Annotated in this window: 18 protein-coding genes; 1 reads left to right on the plus strand and 17 read right to left on the minus strand. The window is 33.9% G+C overall.

Going from position 1 to position 20066, the window contains the following annotated elements:
• The 10 genes from BSU00_RS05705 to BSU00_RS05750 all read right to left on the minus strand — a co-directional run.
• Positions 1-2707: DUF11 domain-containing protein (locus BSU00_RS05705; protein WP_105003533.1), on the minus strand; the 2707-nt coding region annotated here is incomplete at its 3' end.
• Between the two features lie 894 nt (positions 2708-3601).
• The gene (locus tag BSU00_RS05710) at positions 3602-4138 is read right to left on the minus strand and encodes a hypothetical protein (protein WP_105003534.1); all 537 of its coding nucleotides are present in this window, start codon (positions 4136-4138) and stop codon (positions 3602-3604) included.
• 54 nt (positions 4139-4192) lie between these two features.
• Positions 4193-5089 carry a hypothetical protein gene (locus BSU00_RS05715; protein WP_146104807.1) on the minus strand — a complete coding sequence of 299 codons (897 nt, stop codon included), beginning with the start codon at positions 5087-5089 and terminating at the stop codon, positions 4193-4195.
• Positions 5090-6228: 1139 nt separating this feature from the next.
• Positions 6229-8160 carry an OmpA family protein gene (locus BSU00_RS05720; RefSeq protein WP_105003536.1) on the minus strand — a complete coding sequence of 644 codons (1932 nt, stop codon included), beginning with the start codon at positions 8158-8160 and terminating at the stop codon, positions 6229-6231.
• Positions 8161-8175: 15 nt separating this feature from the next.
• Positions 8176-9066, minus strand: coding sequence for a type IX secretion system membrane protein PorP/SprF (locus BSU00_RS05725; RefSeq protein WP_233188609.1), 891 nt, complete (start codon positions 9064-9066; stop codon positions 8176-8178).
• A gap of 579 nt (positions 9067-9645) precedes the next feature.
• Positions 9646-11244, minus strand: a complete 1599-nt coding sequence (locus BSU00_RS05730) for a S41 family peptidase (RefSeq protein WP_105003537.1) — start codon at positions 11242-11244, stop codon at positions 9646-9648.
• On the minus strand, positions 11231-11659 hold the full coding sequence (locus tag BSU00_RS05735; RefSeq protein ID WP_255402298.1) for a dCMP deaminase family protein: 429 nt from the start codon (positions 11657-11659) through the stop codon (positions 11231-11233). The genes BSU00_RS05730 and BSU00_RS05735 overlap by 14 nt, the downstream gene beginning before the upstream one ends.
• A gap of 57 nt (positions 11660-11716) precedes the next feature.
• On the minus strand, positions 11717-12298 hold the full coding sequence (locus BSU00_RS05740; RefSeq protein WP_105003538.1) for a HupE/UreJ family protein: 582 nt from the start codon (positions 12296-12298) through the stop codon (positions 11717-11719).
• Positions 12299-12748, minus strand: coding sequence for an Lrp/AsnC ligand binding domain-containing protein (locus BSU00_RS05745; protein WP_105003914.1), 450 nt, complete (start codon positions 12746-12748; stop codon positions 12299-12301).
• A 158-nt stretch (positions 12749-12906) separates the two neighbouring features.
• On the minus strand, positions 12907-13317 hold the full coding sequence (locus BSU00_RS05750) for a BrxA/BrxB family bacilliredoxin (RefSeq protein ID WP_105003539.1): 411 nt from the start codon (positions 13315-13317) through the stop codon (positions 12907-12909).
• Between the two features lie 233 nt (positions 13318-13550).
• On the opposite strand from BSU00_RS05750, the gene BSU00_RS05755 reads away from it, so the two are divergent.
• On the plus strand, positions 13551-14306 hold the full coding sequence (locus BSU00_RS05755; protein WP_105003540.1) for a TerB family tellurite resistance protein: 756 nt from the start codon (positions 13551-13553) through the stop codon (positions 14304-14306).
• A gap of 24 nt (positions 14307-14330) precedes the next feature.
• Here the strand turns inward: BSU00_RS05755 and BSU00_RS05760 are convergent, their stop codons facing one another.
• The 7 genes from BSU00_RS05760 to BSU00_RS05790 all read right to left on the minus strand — a co-directional run bounded on the left by BSU00_RS05760 (position 14331) and on the right by BSU00_RS05790 (position 20056).
• Positions 14331-14897, minus strand: coding sequence for an MOSC domain-containing protein (locus tag BSU00_RS05760; protein ID WP_233188610.1), 567 nt, complete (start codon positions 14895-14897; stop codon positions 14331-14333).
• Between the two features lie 266 nt (positions 14898-15163).
• On the minus strand, positions 15164-16660 hold the full coding sequence (locus BSU00_RS05765; RefSeq protein WP_105003541.1) for a GH3 auxin-responsive promoter family protein: 1497 nt from the start codon (positions 16658-16660) through the stop codon (positions 15164-15166).
• Positions 16661-17524 (minus strand): M23 family metallopeptidase, encoded by an 864-nt coding sequence (locus tag BSU00_RS05770; protein ID WP_105003542.1) that lies wholly within the window; start codon positions 17522-17524, stop codon positions 16661-16663.
• A gap of 137 nt (positions 17525-17661) precedes the next feature.
• Positions 17662-18534 (minus strand): hypothetical protein, encoded by an 873-nt coding sequence (locus BSU00_RS05775; RefSeq protein ID WP_105003543.1) that lies wholly within the window; start codon positions 18532-18534, stop codon positions 17662-17664.
• A 71-nt stretch (positions 18535-18605) separates the two neighbouring features.
• On the minus strand, positions 18606-19055 hold the full coding sequence (locus BSU00_RS05780) for a hypothetical protein (RefSeq protein ID WP_105003544.1): 450 nt from the start codon (positions 19053-19055) through the stop codon (positions 18606-18608).
• A 53-nt stretch (positions 19056-19108) separates the two neighbouring features.
• Entirely contained in the window at positions 19109-19486 is a 378-nt protein-coding gene (locus BSU00_RS05785; RefSeq protein WP_105003545.1) for a hypothetical protein, read from the minus strand.
• A 6-nt stretch (positions 19487-19492) separates the two neighbouring features.
• Positions 19493-20056, minus strand: coding sequence for an RNA polymerase sigma factor (locus BSU00_RS05790; protein WP_105003546.1), 564 nt, complete (start codon positions 20054-20056; stop codon positions 19493-19495).
• Positions 20057-20066 lie beyond the last annotated feature (10 nt).

A 20066-nucleotide genomic window follows, 5' to 3' on the forward strand; every position in this document is an offset into this window, starting at 1 on the left:
CCACTGGCAAATCATTGATGGTCAAAAGTACTTCCGAAGAAATAGCCTCAGTACATACGTTTTTAGTGCTTGTTAATACCAAACGATATTTATTAGAGGAGGCACTCAACGGTGGATTTGTGATAGATAATTCCGCAGTTGTAGCATTACTGTATATACCTCCATTAGTGATTGCACTCCAAGATCCAGTTCCGCCAAGCTGCACTTCCCATTGGTATTGCAATCCATTTGTTGTTTCCGTACTAATACTATAATCTGGTGTCGTGGTAGGGGGAACTCCCGTAAAAACCGTAGTACTCAAAGAGGAAGATATGGATGCAAATAAAACTTCTTCTCCCAAACAAATTTCAGCTGAACTGGGCTCTGTGTCAATTTGTATTTTAGTGGCCTCTATTTCATTTCCGGTCGTTCCATTATAACCTCCAGTCCCTCCAGTAACTTTACCATCAGAATCGTAGCCCGTGCCATCTAGAACACCATCAGAATTTGCATCTACTCCACCAGACTCTGAGGCATCAAAACAACCATCATTGTCAGAATCTAAATCTAAATAATCTGGAGTACCGTCGCCATCAGTATCCCGATTGGAAACTCCGTTCTCCTCAACGGTATCTAAAATTCCATCATTATCGTTATCTAAATCAACGCTATCTTGAATTCCATCGCCATCGATATCTCCAAAAATATTAAGTACTTCTATTGGATCATCTGGGGTATTGTTAGAATCTATTTGATCTTGTGTATTGGTTATGGTATTTGTTATGGTACTAAAAAAGGCAGGACTATCAACAGTTGCAGTAATGTTTAGCGTATGTAGATCTCCAGCATCCATAGATCCAATTATCCATTCCGAATTTGTAGTAGACCAAGTACCATGACTTGGAGACGCACTTACAAAAGTTAAACCGGCAGGAAGATTATCGGAGATTACTACATTGGTAACCTGATTTACGCCTCTACTCTCTACAGAAATATCAAAATTGACCACATCTCCTGCATTAAAAAATGTCGCGTCAGCAGATTTATTGAGAACAATATCTGGATTACAATGATATAAAGTAACTGAGTTAGAATCAAACTCACAAGTTCCTTGTGTTACCCTGAGAAAAATTTCTGCATACGATATATTTGCAGGTGGTGTATACGAAGAAGAAGTAGCTCCTTGTATTTCTTGACCATTCATAAACCACTTATAACTATCAAAATTACCTGTTGCCTCTTCAATTGTCCCTCCTGGTAAACATCCTCCATTGGTAATATTCAAATCAATAATTGGAGCGGTATCAAATCCCGAAAAATATCCTGCAATTCCAGCGGCTCCACTAAATCCTAAAAACCCAACAGATATTGGGCCAGAAGAATTTACTGTTACATCTCCATTTAACCCAGAGATATAAAATGTTTTCCAATCGTTAGTTCCGGCTACGTTAATTGGTGCAGGAAGCGTGACTGGTCCGTTATCATCGGTAACGATAATATTTCCATTCGGGGTCGAAGTTGAGGCGATAATTGTAACTCCACCATTAAAAGGTAGTCCTGCTACATCGCGAATATTCGGAATTCTATCCAATACTTTTGGCATTAAACAATTTACTGGAGCTATAAAATTTAAACCTCCTGTCGGTTCTGTAGCAGCTCCCGCAAGGGCCTGATAGGCATACACGCTTTTGGAAGTATTTATATACATATTTGCTCCAACACTATTTCCTGAGTAGTACGCAGAGGAAACTTCATAATAATCGCCATTGTTTATAGTAGTAACATAATTTCCTCCAATGTTTATATCTGTATTATTTTGTGTGGCTATAATTATAGGCTTTTCCATAGAACTGAGTCCGTTTCCTCTAACAAACACATATTCTCTACCTATAATATCTTCCGGTACTGGTTGGTCGATACCTCCATCTCTTGATGGAGAATTAGCCAAAATCATATTTAATAAGCCTCCATTACTGATAACAATATCTTTATCCGATTCGATAGAGGCTCCTAACCAGCCATCTTCATTTGCAGCTGCTGCATCAAGCACTGCCTCAAGCACATAGGATTCACCAAAATCTAGAGTAATCGTTATTTGATTTGCAGTAATTCCAGCATTATTAGTTCCTTGACGGAAAACACAATTTTGATGGTAACCAGATATCGTTATCGAGGTATTGTTTTCAGTAGCCATGATACCTAATGTTGCGGATTGTGAATTTGTGGAGGTTGACCTGAGAGGAATTCCTCCCCATTTGAATTTTTTACCCATCGCTTTTCTTCCTTTAGAGGTTAAGGATACTGCTTGCGCAGGTTGTCTTCCTCTGTAGTTCACATAAAATTTTTCACCTCCTGAAGATTCTATTCGTAATCCACTGTTAGACAAAACATTTCCAGTATTATTGTCGGTAACTAGAGAAATGTTATTATCTCCATCGGGTAAATTATAGGTTATGGAATTCGCGTTGGATAAATTTTGTAAAGTAGCATAGGGCACATTGCTATTACCTCTATATAGAGTCACCGTGAACGAATTAGTCTCTGGTGTAGAAAGATAAATTGCTTGCTCTCGAACTGCTGTTCCGTCACCGACCTGCTTTAAAGGTGGTAGATAATGTAAATCACTTAATTGTGCATATGCATTGGGTAAACTTAATACCGAAATAAGGAATAAAAGAAAGTAAAACTTTCTTGAACTCTTCTGAGAATTATGGAGATTAATAAACATAGTAACTTTGATATTGGTTAAATATTCACAAGGAAACTCATCTAAATTCGATAATTTTGAAGATGCTTACAGTCAAATATGGATAAAGTGTAAAAACCTTTCGGTGAATCTCCTAATGAGAAAGACAACCAATCAAATCCCTTAAAAGAAGAATAATTAGATTAAAGTGTTACCAGTGCGCATAAGGTAGCCCTTAAAAAAATGTATATCCTTATTAGTATTTCTAATGTAAGTTTTTGTTGTCTTAATAAACAGTACCAAGCATATGATTATATCCAAAACTTATACTTGTAATTCTAAAAAACGTAAATTTTACAATAGGTAACTTCTTTGAAAAATATTTTCATTCTTCACAAGGTATTTTAAAGAAGAAATGTAGAGGTCTTTTATCACTAATTATTGAAAAAAAGATTGTTGTATATGAAATAAAACCTATGATAGCCTCTTTGAGATTAAGGGTAAGATTTTAGAGGATATAAATTGAAAACTTAGTGATATTTATACAGGGTAAATATTCCGTTAAAAATAGTACCACTTGCCTTATCCATTCTAAAAAGCTGTTTAGGTTTTTGTATTGTACTAAAGCAATTATGAGTTATTAGCGCATTAAAAATATATTTTTAGACAGAGAGTCCCATTTCGTTCTGTGCTTTAATTAGACCACAAAATTAAGAAAATATGGAATAAAAAAACCACCTATTCAGATGGCTGGAGTTTTATTGTTAAAAATGAATTGCTCTAGAACATACATTAGCTATTTACTATAGGCGTTATTATGTTCTAGAGCAATTCATTAGTAACTCTATTGTTTATTAAGAGAGGATAGCTTTGGTTTGATATATGTATAAAACTATTCGTGTTAGTACATAGTATAAACCAAAATAAACCATAAATCTATAAATGGTTCCAACTAACCCCGATACCAAAGGATACAGATTCAGAATTGAATTTAATGGTAGGTGCAAAAAACCAGTTTTTGACACCGATAAAATATTTAACTCCAAAATCAATAAGCGTAGTTCTAAACTGCGAAACTTTATTCCTATTAATTTCACTTATGTGATTGTAGGATGTAATACCTGTTAAAAGATAAAAGCCTTTGTATGCTTCTATCCCGAAATTTAAGGAAACCCCACGCACTTGTCTCCGTAAATACTTCCTCTCACTACCTAAATTATGTTGTGTGTGAACACAATCGCAATCCTCGAAAACCTCTTCATAGCTTCCCTGGCCCTCTGACAAAGGTAATTTGTCAGAGTAGTAACCAGAGTGCTCCATTCCGAATAATATTCTGTTGGCCCATTCTCTTCCCTCTCTTTGGTTCATGTCCATAATAAAGTTAAAGCCAGCCATATACCCATTACCTAGATCCTTATCTTTGTTGGAGGATAATCCAGTATATAATTCAAAACGTTGCCCAAATGAATCCATTGTAAATAATAGAATTATAATAAGGAACAATTTCATCAATTTATTTTCCATATTTTAGCAATCCGTACAGTTTATTTCAACCCATTCTTGGAAAGTTAAATTCACTTTAGATTCTCTAAATAATTCATCATCTTTTATGATATACGAACAAGTAGTTGATGTTGAAGCTGTAACTTCAATTTTTCTTGTAAATGTGTCAATAAGTGTCCCATTTGCAGAATAAATTTCGGCTTTGATGGTAATTTCATTTCCATCTACAGCATCGTCATTTGACCAATAGTTAAAAGCCACATCATTTTCTTCTAATTTGTACTGTGTGCTCTCTACACCATTTACATCAATAAAACTAACCATGGCATAACCTTCGGTTTTATAGATAGCATCGTTTGCCCATTTTAAAGAAGAAATTCTTCTTCCGTGTTGTGTAGTTAAATCCACATTAACAATATTTGGCCCGGCTGCTTTAATTTCTTGTGTAAATGGAGTATTGTTATATAACACGTAAGGATTTATGGTCTTATAATCCTCTAATTTTTGTGTAATATTACTACTTGTAGCACCATTTTTTTCAAAATCCGTTTGAAACAACTGATCGCTGTCTGTTTTAGTAGTAACTACAACTTCATTAGGTCCAAGCGCAATATCTTTTACTACAAAGTTAGAAGCAGCTCCTGCTTTATTATTTTTTACAAGTTTAAAATTTTCAGCTTTAGCATAGGCAGAAACAGTTTGCGTGAAGGTCATGTCTACTTCACTTACCCAAGGGTAAATACTTCCTCTTTTAACATCTTTGTTAGAAGCACTAGCTCCCTTACCTGCTGTTTCTGGCGTTTGATTTACTATTGCAACAATTTCAGCTTTTGGAATTGCATTTATTCCAGTTTCATCCTCAGATTCAGAACAGCTAAAAAATAGAACTGACGCAAACGATAGTAATAATAATTTTTTCATTTTTCTTAAATTAGTAGTGGTTAACATTGTCACTTTTAGCAAATTGCAAGGCAGCAACCTAACCTTTAATGTTTATATCTTATTATTTTACAGGAAGACAAAAACCTTCCGTTACGATTTCTTGCATTTCAAAAAACCGATTTACATAATTTAAAAAATCAAGTAGTAAGCAGATATAAATATCTGACTACCAGTTAATAGTTTAATTTCGAATAAAAATAATGTTGAAATATAAATTCTAACAAACTAAGCCTAGTGCAAATAATTTTCATTTGTACTAATGGATAATAATTTTGTTTGAATATCTGGATATAAAAAGCTTGATCAAGCATATACTCCCCCCAATTATTACAAGTAGTTTTTAAAATCTAAAAAAACAATTTGAATAATTTAATTTCCCCAATTCAAAGTTAGATACTATTTTAAGTACTTTTTAAAGAAATCCTTTGATGTAAAAAAATTAAGTCATAAACGTTAAATCTTAAAGCCTAAAAGTTTGTTTTTTGTGCATTACTTTAGTAATATTTATCCTATTATATCATTTTATTGGAATACCTCTTAAGCAAAAATCCTTTGAAGTATGGAGGTATAAATCTAACGTGTGTGTTTTCTCAACACAAGTTTGTATTCCTAAAGCATCCGAATTGTAATACCACATATAGTGTTAATAATGGGAATAAAAGAATAGTAGTACATAAGTCAAAAATTAATAGAGAGAATATTTAGGCGCTGAAAATGCATCTTACTTACCTTAATTTTAAAATACAATACAGTAAATCTAACAACCTACTTCGAAGAGATAATTTTAATACGATCACTTATATAAGGAATTATGGTTTGTAAAAATTTATTAAGAATACAACTGTATTGTATACTTACTCAAGAAACAATTTTACAATTGTTTTAGAAATTGGTATAAGAGATGATGATAAACCTAACATATGATAAAAGAGTACCATAATTAGAAGAAAGTGGAAGTCTAGAAAAAGAGCGGTTGAAATAAAGTACTAGATGAGCACAAACCAATCGAAAACATAAATTACTACCTAAGTCCTAAAAATAAACACTGGTTAAAAAATCTGCCTAAAGATAATGGGCATAGGTTATTTTTCTATAGCCTAAGCGTAAAAAACATCCTATTATTTTATAGTATCACTAACTATAATAAAGTATGATCTTCTGTTCTTTGCATGTTCCTCTTCAGAGCATTTGCTCTGATTATCATCTCCACAGTCATTCAATAATTGAACCTCTCCATAGCCAATAGCACTTTCTATACGATCTGCGGATATTCCTCTAGAGACTATATAATCACGTGTTGCCTTTGCTCTTTTGTCGGATAGTGTTTTATTATAAGATCTAGACCCCCTGCTATCTGTATGAGACTCTATCTTAATGATCATATTTGGATGATTATTCATTACAGAGACAATATGCTCTAATTCATATTCTGCTTCCTCTGTGATAGTATGTAAATCATATGCAAAATAAATGGGATTAATAACAATTTGATCGTCTACAACAAGCGGAGTTATTGTAAAATCTTTTTTAACTTTTACATTCTCTTTACTTACGTATTCATTCAAATGTTGAATAGATTTATAATCCTCTTTGGAGGCTGTAATATTGTAATATTTGTCGCAATCTACATTTGAAAAAAGATAAGATCCATTATTTTTGGAATACGATTGTGCAAGAATCACTCCACTTTGATCCATTAAATTGATAGTAGCACTTTTCAAAGGTAAACCTGTTTTTGCATCGGTAACTATACCACGTATAGAAGCATTACAATAATATATTTTAAAACTATAAATATCGTCATCTCCCTTACCTCCCTCTCTGTTAGAGGAGAAAAAGCCAACTAACTTTGCCTCATTACTTACAAATCCAAAGTCGTCTCGTGGTCCGTTAATTGGAACTCCTAAATTTACAGGCCCTTTGTTATTTTCCTCCAAGGATACCTCAAAAATATCCAAACCACCCAAGCCAACATGCCCGTCGGAAGCAAAATATAACATGTTATTCGCCCCGATGAAAGGGAATAATTCTTTGCCTTCGGAATTGATAGCTTTCCCGAGATTTTCAGGTTCGGAATAACTTCCATCAGAATTTATGGATACTTTGTACAAATCTGTCTCTCCAAAACCTCCTGGTTTATCGGAAGAGAAATAAAGAGTTTTCTCATCTGCGCTAAGGGCTGGATGACCTGATGAATATTCGTCATTATTGAAGGGTAACTCTTCCACACGCCCCCATCCTTTAGAACCTTTTTTAGCCTTGTAAATTTTTAGATTTGCAACACGCCTTTTCCCACCTTTCAAGCGTTTACCATCGTTGTTATCTCTTGTAAAATAAACTGTACTTCCATCATTTGTGAAAACAGGATTAGATTCGTGAAATTTGGAACTTAAGGTTGTTACTTTTTTGACATCACCCGCGTCCAGTATAGAATTATCATTTACATATATCTGTCGCGACTGGTAAATATTCAAAAATGGTTGGTTATTCCAAGCATATAGTTTCTTGTTCTGAGCATCTGGTCTAGTAGAAGAAAAATAAAAAAAATCGTTTTGCATAAACCCACTAAACTCAGAAAATTCTGTATTGATAGACAAGTTATGGATATTGATATATTTTTTAGAGGTATTAGAGAGTTCCTCAAAATAATTGGAATTCTTTTCCAAATCAGCAACTCGGCTATCTTGGTTGTCAATCGCTTTTAGTTTTAGTAACCATTGGTCAGATAATGCAATTTTACCATTGGTTTTTAAAACCTGTGCATACCTAAAAACATGCTCTGAAGAGGCTATGTTTTCATACTTACGCATCAATTCAGCGTATGCCTTCTCTGCTTTTTGATAATCTGAAATAAAATAATACGAATCTGCTAAGCGACTCATAACCACATAAGAATTATCGCCTTTATCGTGAATAATTTGATAAAGCTCTGCTGATTTTTGATATCCAAACTCTTTAAAATATCTATCCGCTGCATACCGGCGTTGGCCATGGGTATTAGAAATATTGATTACTACCAATAAGACGAGTAAAATATATCTGGTGTTCATAAGGTCTCAAACTTTTTAAAAAAATCTTGGGGACTTCATTGGCATACCTCTAAAAATCTCATAACGCATCATGAGTTCGTGTGTTCCCGAATTGTAATTACTGTAATTAGAGGTAGTTAAATCATACGCATAACCAATTTGAAATGTATCGCTTACTTGAAATCCTAACAAAGCACTTATAGAGTCTCCCCAACGATAGGCTATTCCTGTTCTAAATTTATCATTAAACAAGAAATTGGCGGAAATATCAAGCGACAAAGGAGCTCCACTTACTATTTTGGATAAAATTGCTGGTTTAAATTTGATACTTTCATTTAAGTCAAAGACAAAGCCAGAAATTAGAAAAAAGTGGGTTCTCTCTTTGGCAACGGTCCCTCCTGTAGAATCATCATAGTGATCTGTTCTTAAAAAGTTAGGAATAGATAGCCCTACATACCAATTAGGTTGATAATAATAAATACCTGCACCTATTGTTGGTAAGAGCTCATTAATAGGAGTGGCTAATTGGTTATCGTCTTGGTCTTGGTATATTCCCTTTGTCCAATCTACGTTTAACAACCTTCCTCCTAATTTTAAACCCAAAGCAAGATTTCCCTCTTCACTCGTTCGAATCGTATACGACACATTCGCGTCTAAATAGGTTTCTGTAGCAGGGCCTATAGCATCGTTAACTAAATTAAACCCAAGCCCAACACCGCTGTAACCTAATGGCGTATCGTAACTTAATGTTTGTGTATCAGGAGCACCTTCTACACCTACCCATTGGGTTCGGGCAAGTAAATTAAAAACACTATGTCCTTTTGAACCAACATAGGCAGGATTAATACTCATAGTATTAAACATATATTGGGTGTATTGTGGGTCTTGTTGAGAATAAACTGCACTACTTATAAGTATGATAAGCATAAATACTTTTTGCAAATTTTGCCTCATTTCTTGTCTATTTTTTTTTAATATAATAACATTAAGTCTTGTAAAAAACATACTTGAAAACGTAAATAGTTGATTCATTATAGGTAATATACAAAATATTACAACACAATCTATCTAATTTATATCGATTGAATGATACTGTCGATAAAGAGTTCGAATTATGTATAATTTACCAAGGTAAATTTAGTTTGTGTGTAAACTCTAAAGTATCCCTCTAATAAATTACGTTTATAAACTTTATAACTCTCTTTTTTGGCTCTCTTAGAAAACTATCTTACAAAATACGGTGATGAATCGCTTACATTCTCAAGCTGCGAAGATACAATTATTTGCCATAATTGTAAAAATCAATTAGGGTATCGTAAAAAGCTAATAATATGGTTTTAAACTGTTTGTACTATAAAAAATATTTGTAAATCTGGAAGTAGGCGTTCCACTTCATTTCCCAAAACAAATCGAAACAAAAGAAATCATAATTTTTAACTTTGAAATTAATTTCAAAGTTACACTGCACTAACTTCCAAAGGAAAAATTCTTGGCTTAAAACTGCACTTACTCTACCTGTTCTAGACTAAAAACCTTCTGTATTACCTTGTCATATTGCTCATTAATCTTGTACAATCCTTCCTCATTAAACAAGTTTCTTCCAATTAATGTTTTCACATTTTTGCGCAATTGCTTTTTGGTCTTTTCAGATAAATCATCCTCTTTAAATTTCAATAAAAAAGCATCCGATACAGCTTGATTTTTATCAAAATTCGAAATAAAATCATCAATAGTTAAGCTTTGGAGTTCTTTTCGATTCTTGTCTACATAATCAAAAGCATAATCATCCAACGGTCCAAAGAAATATACTGGTAAATACGAGGTTGTATCTAATGGAACAAATACATCTGGAATAATGCCACCTCCTCCAAAAACAATTTTTCCCTGCGGAGTTTTATACTGTAAACTATCGTTTATTTGTATACTGTCTTTGTGAAAAAGTTCTCCATTTTCATATCGTTGGTTAACTTCATCTTGATAAGAAAAGTTTAGATTCTCTTGACCAGTTGTATTAGGAGAAATACCATTGGACCCAGACACATAGGGTTTCTGGATAGAACGTCCTGTTGGTGTGTAGTATCGGGCTGTGGTTAATCGTATTGCTGAGCCATCGCCCAAATCCATTTCTTGCTGCACCAAACCTTTTCCAAAAGACCTTCTTCCAATAATTGTACCTCTGTCATTATCTTGTATGGCACCGGCAACAATTTCAGAGGCTGAAGCTGAATTTTCATCCATTAAAACGTAAAGTTTTCCATCTTCAAATTCACCTCTGTTGGTCGCAAAAGATTCGTTTACATCCCCTTTGTTATTTTTTGTATATACTATTAACTGGTCCTCTTTTAAAAACTCATCGATAATTTTATTTGCAATATCAATAAAACCACCACCATTTCCTCTTAAGTCGAGTACTAAGCTGGTCATTCCTTGGGCAATTAATTGATCTAGTGCCGACTTAAATTCTCTATACGTATTTCTAGCAAAACGATCTAACTTAATAAACCCTATACTATCCTTCAAAATATAGGCAACTTCAACACTTTTGATATTAACTTTTCCTCGAGGAATCACTACATTGAATAAACTATCGTTTGTCTTTCTGTATATTTGAAGAGCAACTTCTGTATTTGGTTGTCCTTTCAGACGTTTCAGTATCGCATTATTTGTAAGATTTTTACCAAATAATGTATCGTTATCTGCCATCAAAATCCGATCTCCTGCTACAATACCTTTTTTAATACTAGGCCCCCCCTCGATAGGATGGATAACTGTGATGGAATCGCTTTCAATGCGAAACTGAACTCCAATACCAACGAAATTTCCTTGCATACTTTCTGTAACCAATGCCAAGTTTTCTTTTGGTATATACACCGAATGAGGGTCTAACTTCTCAAGCATTTCAGCAATAGCTCCGTCGAGCAATTTATCCGTATCTACAGCATCGACGTAGTCGCTTTGTATAAATCGAATTAAACGTCTAATCTTACGCTCATTAGCTGAAGAGGTATTTACGATGCTATCATCTCCCTTGCTGAAAAGGGTTCCTATACATATTCCGAATACTACGGCCAAGGAAAAATATATGGGTAGATTATTTTTTTTCATATGGTAAATAGGTCAATTCTACACCCGCTTTTTCTAAAAACTCCAAACCGGAAGGATCTTTATAAGCATTGGAATATACTACGCGTTTTATTCCTGCTTGATGGATTAATTTGCTACACTGCTGACATGGAGATAGTGTTATGTACAAGGTAGCTCCTTGGCAGGATTGGGTCGAAGATGCAACTTTTAATATCGCATTTGCCTCAGCGTGTAAAACATACCACTTCGTATACCCTTCTTCATCTTCACAAAAGTTTTCAAATCCAGATGGAGTTCCGTTATATCCGTCGGATATAATCATTCTATCTTTCACGATTAAAGCACCAACTTTTTTTCGTTCACAATGAGACAATTGACTCCATTCCTCTGCCATTTTTAAATAGGCAATATCATATTTACGTTGTTTTTCGTTCAAAGTCAAAATATTTAACACTTGCTAAGTTAATCAGAATAATAAAGTTGCACTAAATTTTTACCAAAAAACTCGGTCGATCATCATTTGCAGAGCAAAGCCTATTACTATGGAAGAGCTAACTAAAATCCAGTCTCTTCTATTCACTCCCAAAATACCTTGTAATAGAGACCCAATTACTAAAATTACTAAAACGATAATCACCTGAGCAACCTCAATACCCAGTGCGAATTCGAATAAGGGAAGTAATTTATCCGAAGACTTTCCTATCATCATCTTAAAATAATTTGAAAATCCTAAACCGTGAATTAGACCAAAAAATAAAGCGAATAGTAAATTTTGATTCTCTTTTCCAACGGAGGCTTTTTTTGCCGTTAAAACATTCGCAGCACCGGTTATAAAAATAGTTAATGGTATTAAAAACTCCACCAAATCTGCTCTAACGTTTATAACCCCATATGCCGAAAGCGCAAGTGTTATAGAATGCCCTATAGTAAACAGGGTGATTAACCAAAACACCTTCTTCCATTGCTTGAACTGGTATACTACCGCAAGAACAATAAGGAATAAAATATGATCGTAGGCATTTATATCTAAAACATGATATAAACCCATTTTAAAATACAGTAAAAAGTCGGTCATTTAAATTTTAATTTGCCTGTTAATTTGTTGGTCTAAAGAAATAAAAGTTTCTGTTCTCGATACCCCTTTTATGGTTTGAATATCTTTGTTTAAAAGGTGCATTAAGTCTTCGTTATTTTTACACATTATTTTAATAAATACTGCATAGTTCCCAGTAGTGTAATGACTTTCTACTATTTCTGGTATTTCATTTAAACGCTTAATTGCTGAAGAATACAAACTAGAAGAATCTAAAAAAACTCCAACAAATGCAGTGGTATTGTATCCTAATGATTTTGGGTTTAGCACCATTTTATAACCACTTATCAAATCCGATTCTTCAAGTTTTCGCAATCTTTGGTGAATCGCGGCTCCTGAAATACCCACTTCTCTGGCAATACTTAAAACAGGTGTACGGGCGTCTTTAACCAAACGTTTAATGATTATCTTATCGATTCCGTCAATTTTCATTTTTTTAGTCATGTCACAAAAATAACGAAACTATGTTAAATAAAAGACAGTCTTTTAATACCGTAAAGAAATTAAAGTGTTAAAAAAATCTTATAATCCTAAAAAAATAAAAAAACCACTCTTACGAGTGGTTTTAAGTAATTTTTATTCTCTGAAATCTAGCAGAAATCTTCGTATGCTGCTGCCAAATTTTGAGCGATCGCTTGCGCTGACCTTCCTTCAATGTGATGGCGCTCTAACATATGCACCAATTGCCCGTCTTTAAATAAAGCAATTGCTGGTGATGATGGTGGAAAAGGAATCATGTACTCTCTTGCTTTTGCAGTAGATTCTTTTTCAACTCCAGCAAACACTGTCGTTAAATTCGTAGGTGTCTTTTCAGCTCCCAAAGAAGCAATAGCACCTGGTCTTGCTGTACCTGCAGCACAACCACATACAGAATTTACCATTACTAATGTAGTTCCTTCTTTAGCTAAGGCATTGTCTACGTCTTCTGCCGTATATAGGGCGACAAAACCAGCATCGATTAATTGATCGCGCATTGGTTTTACTAATTCTTCTGGATACATGTTTAAAAAATTTTAGGCAAAGATAGTTCTTTTCATGTATTGTAACAAGAATCCAAATTCTCAAAAATAATAACCCTATAATTGTTTTCTATAGCACAAAACATTGCGCCCTTCGTTTATGACAACCTTTTGTAAACACCTTGATTTTAACAAAAAACAAAGAAGTATTTTGTTTCTTTTGAACGCAGACTTTAGTACTTTAGCATGTTATAATGAAGTTAAAATAACTAAACATGGGGAAATTTGCAAAATGGCTTGGAGCAGGTGCTGGGTTTACTTTAGGAGGTCCAATTGGTGCATTGATTGGCTTTGCTGTAGGAAGTTTTATTGACGGAGTATCTGTGGAAGACCTTTCGCAAGAACAACGAGAATACCAAAAGAGAAGACAAAGTTCAGGGCGCGAATATGTGAAGTCAGGGGACTTCGAAATTAGCTTACTAATTTTAGCCTCGATTGTAATTAAATCGGATGGAAAGATTGATAAAAGAGAATTGGATTATGTTCGTAAGTATTTTGTAAATCTATATGGAGTAAATAGGGCAAACAATGCCTTTAAGCTATTTAAAGGTATTGTAAAAAGTAAAATTTCTACTCGACAAGTATGTATGCAAATACGCCAATACATGCCACACGCTTCAAGATTACAATTACTCCACTTTCTTTTCGGAATTGCCCAGGCAGATGGTACTATCGCCATTGAGGAAGAAAACGCGATACACCAAATAGCTGGATATTTATACATTAATGACAGTGATTATACCTCTATAAAAGCAATGTTTATAAAGGAAACGGAGAGCGCCTACAAAATTTTAGAAATAACCAAAGATGCCTCTGACGAAACCGTTAAGAAGGCGTATCGGAAAATGGTAAAGAAATACCACCCAGACAAGCTAGTTGGATTGGGAGAGGAACATGTAAATGTAGGAAAACAGAAATTTCAAAAGGTACAAGAGGCCTACGAAAGCATTAAAAATTCAAGAGGGTTTTAAGTTGTACTAGACGAGACTAACAAATCACTTTTTATTACTGAACACCTCAGCAATTGTTGGATTGTCAGAACAAGTTTTTACGAGCTGCAATACATCCCCTACGTTAACATATCCGGTTTTTACTACCCTAAAATATACGCCTGAATAGGTTTCCTTTAAAAATTGCTTAACAATTTTCATAGTACCAAAACGAACCCCAAGTTTCATACATGGCTGTCGGGGTTTGGTAACTTCCAAAACTGCTTCTCCAACGGAAAAGGTATCGGCGACATGTAGTTTTGTTTCGTCTAAAGCAGAGATGGTTAAGTTTTCACCGAACATTCCATAATTCCAGTTTAGTTTTGGATATAGACTTTTCCAGTACGAATAATGTTCCTTGGAATATCCGTATACCGCCTGTAATACTCCACCGTGATATTTTCTATTACAAATTGCATCTCCCGCTACTTCCTCTTCTCCTAAAAAGATTATATCCTTTACAGGAAACTTAAATATTCCTGTAGTGATGGTTTTCCCTTTCCATAGTATTTCCTTCTGTTCTCCTATACAAGTTGCAATAATTTCCATATCCAATGCATTTATGTAAGCCATTTTATCAATTGTCTTAACGAATAAAAAGTAAAATATATTACAAAAAGCTAACACTGTAAAATTTTTACCTATTAAGTGTAAAATTGCTTCATGTAATTTGTTAGCCAAGATATCTAATTGGGAAATAAAAAAAGCCCCCCATTGGAGGCTATGTAATCAATTGTTATGACTCCCCTTAAAAATCAAAACATACTAAAATAATCATTTTTAAAAAAACAGCAAAAGGGAAAAACACCCAAAAATTAGATCTTGAAAAATAAACATAATTATATCTCTAGGAACTCTTTCAATTCTTCCGCGATTTTACGATTATCCGAGAGCTTTGGAATTTTATTTTGCCCGCCTAATTTCCCAATAGACCTCATGTAATTTTGAAAACCGCCTTTTTTAACTTTTCGAATAATCAAAGGTTGCAGAATGTTTCCTTCAATAAGATCTCTGTAATAAATGTTTTGTTTTTGCATCGAAAGGTCCATTTGCTTCGCCATTTTGTCCAGCTCTTTTGGAGCTTTTTCAAACTCGATAAACCATTCGTGATACGGCAATCCCATTTCAGGATTTACTTGTGGTGCGACAGTGAATTCACTTACAGATATAGAGGTTCCTTCTACGGCATTTTTTAAGGCATTTTCCACTTCCTTACCTATTACATGCTCTCCAAAAGCGGAAATAAAATGTTTAATTCTTCCGGTTACGCGAATTCGGTATGGCTGCAAAGAAGTAAACTCAATGGTGTCTCCTATATTGTAACCCCATAAACCTGCTGAAGTATTTAATATAATTACATAGTTAACACCCAATTGTACATCCTGTAAACAAATACGAGATGGATGTTCGTTAAAAAATTCATCGGCAGGAATGAATTCATAAAACATTCCCGAGTTAAGCTGTAACAACATCCCATCTGCTGTTTGAGAATCTTGGTAGGCAATAAAGCCCTCTGAGGCAGGATACAACTCCACAGAATCTATCTTTTTACCAATTAAAGTTTCAAATTTGTTCTTGTACGGTTCAAAATTGACACCACCGTATACAAAGAGTTCGAAATTTGGAAAAACTTCAGCTATTGGTTTTCCTGTTTTCTCCCTGAGCTTCTCAAAATACATTTGCACCCAAGATGGTATTCCACTTATGACCGTCATGTTTTCAGGCAAAGTTTCTTCTACAATTTTAGAAACTTTTATTTCCCAATCTTCAATACAATTGGTTTCCCAACTTGGCAATCTATTTTTCAATAAGTAATTCGGAACGTAATGTGCTGCAATACCACTCAAACGACCGAGTTTAATGCCATTTTTATCCTCTAGCTCAGGACTCCCTTGCAAAAAAATCATCTTCCCATCTACAAAAGTAGCTCTATTCATTTCTGCGATATACAACAATAAAGCATTCCTTGCAGATTTAATATGTGTCGGCATAGATTCTTTACTTATTGGAATGTATTTAGCTCCGGAAGTTGTTCCGGAAGTTTTCGCAAAATACAGAGGCTTTCCTTTCCATAACACATTTTCTTCACCTGCAATAATTCTATCAACATAAGAACGAATTCCTTCATAGTCATTAATGGGAACTCGCTTTTTGAAATCCTCGTAGCTATTAATCGAAATAAAATCATGATCTTTTCCAAAAGCTGTTTTACAACCTTCAGTAACTAAATACTCAAATACCTTTCGCTGGGTTTTATGAGGAGTATTCGCCCATTTGTAAACACGTTTTCTCACTTGCTTTGCAAACGGCAATGCTAGTTTTGACTTCACACTCATTTAATGAAAATCTATATAGTTAATAGGATCGACGGGATAACCATCACTCCAAAGCTCAAAATGTAAATGTGGTCCAGTAGAGAGCTCTCCTGTGGAACCTACATTGGCAATGACCTCACCCGACTTTATCATTTCTCCTTGCTCCTTCAAAAGCGTGCCGTTATGCTTGTATACAGAAATAAATCGATCAGGATGTTGAATTATAATTACATAACCTGTTTCTGCTGTCCACTCAGAAAGTATTACGGTTCCGTCTGCTATGGCTTTTACAGGCGTCCCAATTGGGGCCACAATATCTACTGCAAAATGTTTATCATTAAGGTTATACGATTGTGATATATTCCCAATTAACGGAGAAAAAAATACATTCTTTGCTCTTTCTGAACTGGCTGCTGAAATTGGAAACCTATCTTTACTTTCGATTTTTTCTCTAAAAATACTATCATTTTTTGTGGCTTGTAGTTTTCGCTGATCAAAAATAACATCTTTAGCTTCGGTAAGAATGGAATCTATTTTTTCTTCTTTTACCTCACCTGTCAATACTGGTTTTAAGGCTTTAGTGTAGTTTTCTAAAATAGCAAGTTTTTTGGATATCGAATCCGTTTCGTAGGTCAATCGCGTAGCTTTTCTCTTTAAAGCAGAGGAAGAGTACCCAGGAATATATTCTCGCAACGAGGTGAAGGCTATTAATAACGAGGTTAAAACTATTAATAAAATTGAAAATAAACCACCGAGAACAAATACATTTAGTCGGGATAACTTTAAAGAAAATCGCTCTTGAAAAGTATCCTCATTAAGAATCACTAATCTATATTTATCCGTTAGCTTTTGTTTTAATTTCTGCTTTATGTCTTTTTTAGCCACAGTAGGATATTTTGAGCTTCAAATATACAACGAAAAACAATGACTTCTTTTCATAAAACTTTTATAAAATTTTACGGTTTAAGAATTCAGAGGTAAATTTAAAGCAATAAATGAAGCCATTTCACACATACCTTCTATCAAAAAGCAAAAAGATAAGCTAGAGAAAAAACAAACGTGTTAGTAGGACTTAATGCCCCTTCTTTTTTAAGGGGTGAAGGAAAATTAAACACATAACCAATTTCAAAATCAACATTAGCAAAAGAATACAGTAAGGGTAATTTTAATTGTGTATTTAGAAATCCAAAATCATCTGTAGGATCCACTATTGTAAAAGTTCTGCCACGAAATACGATAGTTCTAGCCAACGGAATAGTTTGTTGCCCAATTTCAAGACTTAATTGAGGCCTTAGTAAAAATGCTTGTTTCTTTTTTCGGTATAATAAAATTTCAAGATATGTGGAGGAAACCAACTGTATAGATTCATCATCGCCGAATAGAAAGCTTACAGAGAGATCGGTACCAAATGTCTTTTTATCATTATCCATTCCAAAGCCAGTATTTACCGCATATCGGAAAGGATTATTTGCCGGTTGTGAAAAAAAATACCAATCGAAAGAAGCAGAACCCCAAAATTTTTTATCGTTGCCAAATCTTTTCGCATATCCAAGGGTAATTGCAGTGTAATCCCAATTCGGAGAAAGCCTCTCGTAATAGAGCCCCGATACACTCGCAAAAATTCCATTCGCATGCACATAGCTAACCTGAGGAATTAAACTGTATTGCGGTATTCCAATTTCTCTTCCAGAGAAATAGGTATTATGGTTATATTGCAAGCTAAAGGAAATAATATTTTTACTTATTACATAGGTTGATAAGTCTTGGATGGATTGATCATAAATCAAAGTATCAATAATATCATCCTCCTCATCGGAAAAGTCATCAAATATCTTTTGGGCATTTACCAAAGGAGTAAAAAATAGAAATACAATTAAAAAGTACAATATTTTCATAAAATCTTACTCTAGGAAAGTGACTGCACCCTATCCAGTCACAATAAGCGGCCACATACTTTTACATAAATTTAATTCCGAATTCCTTTTTTTCTGACTTTTTGAATTTTTCTTCTCATCCGTTTTTTAGCATTAGCATTTCCTCTTTGCTTTGCCATTCTGCTTTTTATTTGCTTCTTTTGTCTTTCAGATAAGGTAGCCCTAAATCTAGTCTTCGCTTTTTGTAAACTTGCATTATTCTTTTTAATTAACCCTTTTTGGGAGGCGTTTAAACTATTTTTTAATGCACGCTCTCTTTCGGATTTTGTTAATTTGGAATCCTTTAAAATAGCTAATTGCTCTGTTGAAAGTGTTGCCTTGAAAGCGTTTCTATTGTTTATCAATAGTTTTTTTTGTGCTTCTAACAATTCTTTTTGTTCTTTAGAAAGCTTAAGAACATCCTGCTCTTCTTGTGCTACTAGCTGCACAACACCCAGAAAAAGAAAAAATACACTTAATTTTATAATCTTCTTATACTTCATTTTAAAACTTATAATTATTACTTTTTTAGAATGTGGTTTTACAATGAATGTAACTATTCTAAAAACACCTCTTCGGTTAATAATTCATCCTGAACAAATCCATCGATAATCGCCTCTACCTCATCCTCTTCTGCCATAAGTGAAGCTATTAAAATATCACTTTCTAACACCTCATTCTTTTCAAAATAGCTACCAACAACAATGGTAAAAACCAATGCAATTGCAGCAACAGCAGACCATTTATACACCCCAGAAGAAAAGGGAAAAAGACTGATCTTTTTACTTTCCTCTACTGTTTGCTCTAGAATAGTGCGTTTTGATTGCTGAAAGTAATTTTCGGGTACACTCAGTCCTAAATCTGTTTTATGTTTTTTTTCTGAATTCACATCTAAAGTATTTCGTTGGCTAAAGTTATTGTTTTGCTTACTCATAACAAACTATGCTTTAATTTTTTCTAAATACGCTACCGTTGTTATATTGTTCTCAATGTGTTTCACTGCCGCATAATAATGCGTTTTAAGTGTGTTTTCACTAACGTCCAACAATACAGAAATTTCTCTGAATTTTAAATTGTCGTAATATTTCATATAGAAAATCTTCCTTTGTTTATCCGTTAATTCTAGCAATACTTCTTGCAATTTAATTTGTGCAGCATCTCCATCGAAAAAAGCATCTCCTTTTAGGGCATTTATATAGTGATCATTTACCTCTTGTAATGAAGAAAACTTCTTTTTATTCTCTTTTTCCAAAAATCTAATGGACTCATTATATGCTATTTTATACATCCAAGTATGCAGCGAACTATTTTGCTTAAAATTCCCTAAACTCTTGTATACTCGTAAAAAAGTATTCTGTAAAACATCGTCGGCATTTTCATGGGTTCCAACAATTTTTCTAATATGCCAATACAGCCGTTCTTGGTATAGATCTAATAATTTCGAAAAAGCTTTTTCTCGATACTTTTTAGAGGTAAGTTGTTGTATAAATTGACTTTCATTCATAGAATTAATG

The sequence above is a fragment of the Tenacibaculum sp. SG-28 genome, from assembly GCF_002954385.1.
GTDB lineage: Bacteria > Bacteroidota > Bacteroidia > Flavobacteriales > Flavobacteriaceae > Polaribacter.